A 6217-nucleotide genomic window follows, 5' to 3' on the forward strand; every position below is an offset into this window, starting at 1 on the left:
ACACTTTCGGGTTGTGTATCCTCTCTATTCAAGAATAGAACTATCCCATTGTTTTACCTATGACTCATATGAAACTAACCATTATTGAACAACCCTCCCAACCTATACTCGCTCAAGCTCCCCTGGCCCAAATGGGATCGGCAGGTATGCTTTTAGCTGGTGGTTCCTTGGGATTTGTCTTCTTCTTAATTCTAGGGATTATTGCTTATACAAGTGTTTACAAAATTACCCCTAACAACGAAGCTTTTGTGCGGACTGGGGGCGTTTTCATTAAACAAAAACGAGTCTTTCTCAACGGGGGATGTATTGTCATTCCTGGCTTTCATGAAATCACCCGCGTTCCCTTACGAGAAATTTCTATCGATGTGGAACGCACGGGTAATTTAGCGGTGCGGACTCAAGACTATTTAAGGGCAAACATGCGCGTCACCTTTTATGTGTGTGTTAGTGCTGATAAACAGGATGTCTTAACGGTAGCGGCTCGTTTATCGAAGCAAGGCAATATTTCAGCAACTGATATTAAAGAAGCACTGGAGAAACGTGCAGATGATGCCATTCGTGCCGCTGCCAAAAAGAAAAGTCTAGCTGAAATTGACTCGGATAAATTGGGATTTGCGGATGAAGTTTTAAACCTGATTCAACAGGACTTGAAAAAAGTTGGCTTAACGCTCAACAACATTGCCATTTCTGAGATCGAAGAAAGCGATACCTATGATGAAAATAACTTTTTCGATGCTCAGGGTGTGCGTCTGAGAACAGAAACGATTCAGAAATCCATTCAGCAAAAACGGGAAGTAGAACTGAAGACGAAAGTTCTGATTGAGCAACGGGAACTGGATGCCGAAAAACAATCCTTACGCATTGCGAAGGAGAAAGAAGAAGCCAAGTTAGATCAAAAATTAGAAGTGGAATCGATGACGGCTCAACGGGAACGGGAGATTCAAGAATCGAAAGACCAAGAATTGGCGAAAATTGAACGGAATAAATTGTTGCAAAACAAGTCTGTTGAAGAAGAAAAAATTCAGCAACAGTTAGCAGTACAACAGAGTCAAATTGATGCTAATATTGCTTTGGAAGAGCGCAATAAACAGTTGAATATTGCCCAAGCTCTGCAAAAACAAGAATCTGAAGTTGCCGAAATTAATCGTCAGCAAATGGTGGAATCGTCCCAGCTTAAAGCACAGATTGAAATTGCGGCGGCGGAACGGGAATCGAAGATTGCCCAACAGGAAGCGGCGATCGCCATTGTAGAAAAAGAAAGGGAACGGTTGGCTGCCGATGCCGAACGCGCCCAAGCCGAAGCCGCCGTTATTACCGCCCAAGAAATCGAACAAGCGGAACGGGCACAACGGCTAACGGCGATCGAAGCGGAAAAAGAAGCTCAGAAACAACGGATCTCCGAACAAAACGTAGTTGAAATCGATGTTTTCCGTCGTCGCAGACAAGCCGAAATTGCCCGCCAAGCCGCAGAACTCGAAGCTGAATCAATCCGTACCCTAGCCCAAGCCAACCGGGATAGGGCGTTAGCTGAAGCCCAAGGAGAACAAGCCTTAATTGAAGCCAGAAATGCCCTCTCCGATGCCAAACTCTCCGCCCAACTGATCTCGGAAATCTGGCCCGCTCTAGCGCCCCATATTCCTGAAATTGTCAAAGGACTCACGCCCCAACCCGGTATCTTGGGCGATACCCGCATCTATTCTTTCCCGGGAGCCAATGGCAACAACGGCAACGGCATGGGCGATATCAACAAGCTCCTGATGTCCACCAGTGGCTTATCCTTAGTCAATGCCCTAATGGACGAGGGAAAATTGGGGGCACTGCTCCAACAAATTAGCCAAATGGTGCGTAACCCCAATCCTCCAGAAGCCAGCAGCCAAAACTCCCAGCCTAAAACGGAAGTATCCAACCCAGCACCGGCTTCAGAAAAGCCATCAAAGGCGATCGCCCCACCCAAGCGGCAACCCATGAAACCCCCCTCAGCGCCAGATAATCCCACTGCCAGCTAAACCCTATTCAGGGCAGATGAGCTGCCCTGATTTCCTCCCCCCCTTTTTGCCCTTACTCCCCATCTCCCGATTCCCCCACTCCCCACTCCCTATTTTCAAGTGAATTTGATAGGCTAATTAAATCTATTTTGGGAAACGCAAGAGAGACAGTGGATATTCAAATTGGACGGGGAAAAACAGCCCGCAGAGCTTACGGAATCGATGAAATCGCCCTAGTACCCGGTCTTCGGACGCTCGATCCGACTTTGGCCAATACGACCCTAACCTTGGGTGGGATAGAACGGGAAATTCCCATTATTGCCAGTGCCATGGATGGGGTTGTGGATGTAAAAATGGCTGTAGCCTTATCTGAGTTAGGCGCAATGGGAGTCCTAAACTTAGAAGGCATCAATACTCGCTACGACGATCCAAACCCCATCTTAGACAAAATTGCCTCGGTGGGAAAAGACGAATTTGTATCCTTGATGCAACAACTGTATGCCCAACCCATCGATCCAGAACTGATTACCAAACGGGTCAAAGAAATTAAGGATCAAGGGGGTATCGCGGCAGTGAGTGCTACTCCAGTGGGAGCAATTAAATACGGTCAGGTGGCAGCCGAAGCAGGGGCAGACCTGTTCTTTGTCCAAGCAACCGTCGTCTCCACCGATCACCTCTCCCCGGAGTCCGTCGCACCTTTAGACTTGGCACAATTCTGCGAACAGATGCCCATTCCAGTCATGTTAGGCAACTGTGTGACCTATGAGGTGACCTTGAAGTTAATGAGAGCGGGGTCTGCTGGTGTTTTAGTGGGCATTGGGCCAGGAGCTGCCTGTACGTCGCGGGGAGTTTTAGGGGTGGGCGTTCCCCAATCGACGGCGATCGCCGATTGTGCAGCGGCACGGGATACCTATTACCAAGAAACGGGTAACTATATCCCCGTAATTGCCGATGGCGGCATCATCACCGGAGGCGATATTTGTAAATGTTTAGCCTGCGGTGCAGATGGAGTCATGATCGGCTCTCCCTTAGCCAGAGCCAAAGAAGCTCCCGGCCGAGGCTATCACTGGGGTATGGCTACCCCCAGCCCTGTATTGCCTAGAGGCACCAGGATTCGGGTTGGCTCTACCGGAACTCTAGAACAAATCCTGCGAGGTCCAGCTCAGTTAGATGACGGAACCCACAACCTACTGGGTGCAATGAAAACCAGCATGGGAACCCTAGGCGCTCAGACCATTCGTGAAATGCAGCAAGTCGAAGTTGTGATCGCCCCCTCCTTACTGACTGAAGGCAAAGTTTATCAGAAAGCCCAACAACTGGGGATGGGCAAATAGCTCCGGTTTTCCTCAACGAAAGAAATCTGAGAACGATTCCTACAATTTGTACAGAATTTGGGGAAAAGTCAAATCTGTTGTTTACAATGGGGTATAGCGGAGACGCATGATGTTTCCGTTCACTCCTCACACCACACTCCGCCTGAACAAACTGTTCAGGCGGTTTCTTATTTAAACGGATTGATCGATTACAGGCCTTTGATCATTACTCTAGGAGGAACGCTAAGAGCCGCTTTTAAGCTGCCGGTTATTCTGGCGCTAAATTGTGTTAATATTTCAGAAAGCTAGAGTGCGGTACACCTAGACACCTTTAAGAGTTTAGGTAGACAGCGTAAGGAATAGACCCCTAAACTGGAATATTCCTTAATCACCTCTGACGATGGGGTCGTCTATGTAGACTCGCCAGCGGCTTGCCGAAGGCTAGACTTAAATGTGGAAAGGCTAATCAAAGACCGTAAACTGGCTACATCTATTAGTGATGCATGTGGATTGAATACCCTAAAGAATAGGGACATTTACACTTTCCACTTCGCGGACATCAACAGGAGAACCCCCATTCTTAGTGGGTGGGAGAAATCTTGCCAGCTAATGGAAGTTTCTTAAATCAATAATTCCCTTGTTCTGTCTGCCAACAGGTAGAATTTAGACTGGGGAGTTCCAAGATAGAATTCCTGATGTGCAATGTAGGATAAGGATTACCCCTAATGACAGCAGCAGCACCCGTTACAGATACCAGTTTTGATAAGGAAGTGCTTCAAAGCCAAGTTCCAGTTTTAGTTGATTTTTGGGCCCCCTGGTGTGGCCCCTGCCGCATGGTTGCACCTGTGGTGGAAGAAGTAGCCGAACAGTTTGATGGGCAAGTTAAAGTGGTGAAAGTCAACACGGATGAGAATCCGAATACGGCGAGTAAGTATGGTATTCGCAGTATCCCCACTCTGATGATATTCAAAGATGGCCAGCGTGTCGATATGGTGGTTGGTGCGGTTCCTAAAACCACTTTGATTACAACGTTGGAAAAACATCTAGGAAAAAGTGGTGATTCAAATAGCAGTGAGAGTGCCCCTGAAGGTGAGCAAGGATAAGGACTAAGCCCAATACGTCATGGGTGAAATTCGGCAAATGGGCTTTTCTGAGGTGGTATATCTTGCCAAGTGAAAAGCCCCTATGCCGAGATGAATATGTTCTCAGCTCTAAATGCATCTATAGGGTCACCACAAATAAGACCTAAAAGATACGACACAAAGTTTTGATTAGGTTTCTCAAATGAGAAGCCTAGTCTACTCATGCTTACTCCTGTTTACTCACAAACTGTAAATTCCGGATGACTTTATCCTCCTCAGATGCTCACGCTACACTCAAAGCGGATTTATTAGATCTTTTAGCTCAATTGCCACATTTAGAACATGGCAAATGGATAGAACAAGCTCTGATCAGTATCCTAACCGTTGCAGGAGAAGAGATTGACCGCTTAGACTGGAAGATTTTAACCGCTTCTCTACAGGATATGGAAAGAGCCTTTCAAATCTTCTCTACCTATCGCCACGTGCGTAAGATTAGTATTTTTGGCTCTGCTCGTTTACCTGCCCATGCCCCAGAATACCAGATTGCCCTAGAATTTGCCGGGAAAGTTGCCCAACAGGGCTTTATGGTGATGACTGGAGGTGGGGGCGGAATTATGCAAGCGGGGAATGAAGGCGCAGGGTTAGAGCACTCGTTTGGACTTAATATTCAGCTTCCTTTTGAACAGGGATCTAATCCTTTTGTAACTGAAGATAAACTGATTGAGTTTAAGTATTTCTTTACCCGTAAACTATTCTTCTTGCGAGAAACAGATGCGGTAGCCTTGTTTCCTGGAGGATTTGGGACACAAGATGAAGCGTTTGAATGTTTAACCCTCTGCCAAACCGGAAAAGCAGGGCCGATGCCTTTAGTATTATTGGATAAACCAGGAGGTCAGTATTGGTACGGATGGGAGAACTATCTGAGAGATCACCTCTTAAGCCAACGTTTGATTAATGGGGAAGATTTAAGTCTGTATACGATTACAGATAAGGTAGATGTGGCGTGTCAGGCGATCGCCCAATTTTATCGCATTTATCATTCAAGTCGCTATGTGCGCGAGCAATTCGTGATTCGCTTGAATACAGAACTCTCGGATACAGAGGTAGAACAGCTCAATCAAGAGTTTAGTGATATTTTAGTGAGCGGTCAAATCAAAAAAACCAAAGCCTTACCAGAAGAGCGTCTCAATGATGATCATCACCTTCCCCGATTGGTCTTACACTTTAATCAACGGGATCATGGACGGCTTTATCAAATGATTAACCGGATTAACCAAATGGGTCAACCCTCTGAGGAGGAGAATCATCCAGAACGGAAGTAATGAATAGGGAATAGGGAATGAGGACTTGCTTAAATTACTTATAGAACCCATTTAGGATCTTTTGAAGATGTCGCCAGCCTCTTGAGCATGAGTCTCACAAAACAAAGATTCACTTTAGCAGTAGCATTCTCTAAAGTTCTCTCAACGTTTTTAACGAGACTTTTACACTTTTCCATCCCAGCATTACTTCTTTTAATAACCCACCGAGCTTTGACTGGCATAAACCCAGATTTTTCTTTTGAGCCTCTGAAAGTTTTTGTCATAACTCAATCTCGATCTTACTCATAATCTCAGGATAGATTTTCTCCAACTCCTCTTTTATTTTTTGGGGATGATATCCAGGGTCGAGGAGTAGGGGGTAAGTCTTTGGGCAACTCATATCAAGTCCGATGAATAAGTTACGATATAAATGAAGAGTGTCCAAGCAAAGCAATGCCCCGACTCCTTAAGATAGTCCCCCACCAGAGTAGAGAGTCCCTGGGCGTAGCCTACCATCAAGCAAAAGAGGGCCCAGA

4 protein-coding genes are annotated in these 6217 nt (G+C 46.2%); all 4 read left to right on the forward strand.

Features of this window, described 5'->3' with window-relative positions:
* Positions 1-68: 68 nt before the first annotated feature.
* Positions 69-2006 carry a flotillin family protein gene (locus tag PN466_RS21540; protein WP_271943771.1) on the forward strand — a complete coding sequence of 646 codons (1938 nt, stop codon included), beginning with the start codon at positions 69-71 and terminating at the stop codon, positions 2004-2006.
* Between the two features lie 149 nt (positions 2007-2155).
* Positions 2156-3319, forward strand: coding sequence for a GuaB3 family IMP dehydrogenase-related protein (locus PN466_RS21545; protein WP_271943774.1), 1164 nt, complete (start codon positions 2156-2158; stop codon positions 3317-3319).
* A gap of 704 nt (positions 3320-4023) precedes the next feature.
* A complete protein-coding gene (gene trxA / locus PN466_RS21550) occupies positions 4024-4401 on the forward strand; it encodes a thioredoxin (RefSeq protein ID WP_271943777.1) in 378 nt (125 codons plus the stop codon).
* A gap of 239 nt (positions 4402-4640) precedes the next feature.
* The gene (locus PN466_RS21555) at positions 4641-5702 is read left to right on the forward strand and encodes an LOG family protein (RefSeq protein WP_271943780.1); all 1062 of its coding nucleotides are present in this window, start codon (positions 4641-4643) and stop codon (positions 5700-5702) included.
* The last annotated feature ends 515 nt before the right edge of the window (positions 5703-6217 follow it).

The sequence above is a fragment of the Roseofilum reptotaenium CS-1145 genome (assembly GCF_028330985.1).
Taxonomy (GTDB): Bacteria; Cyanobacteriota; Cyanobacteriia; order Cyanobacteriales; family Desertifilaceae; genus Roseofilum; species Roseofilum reptotaenium.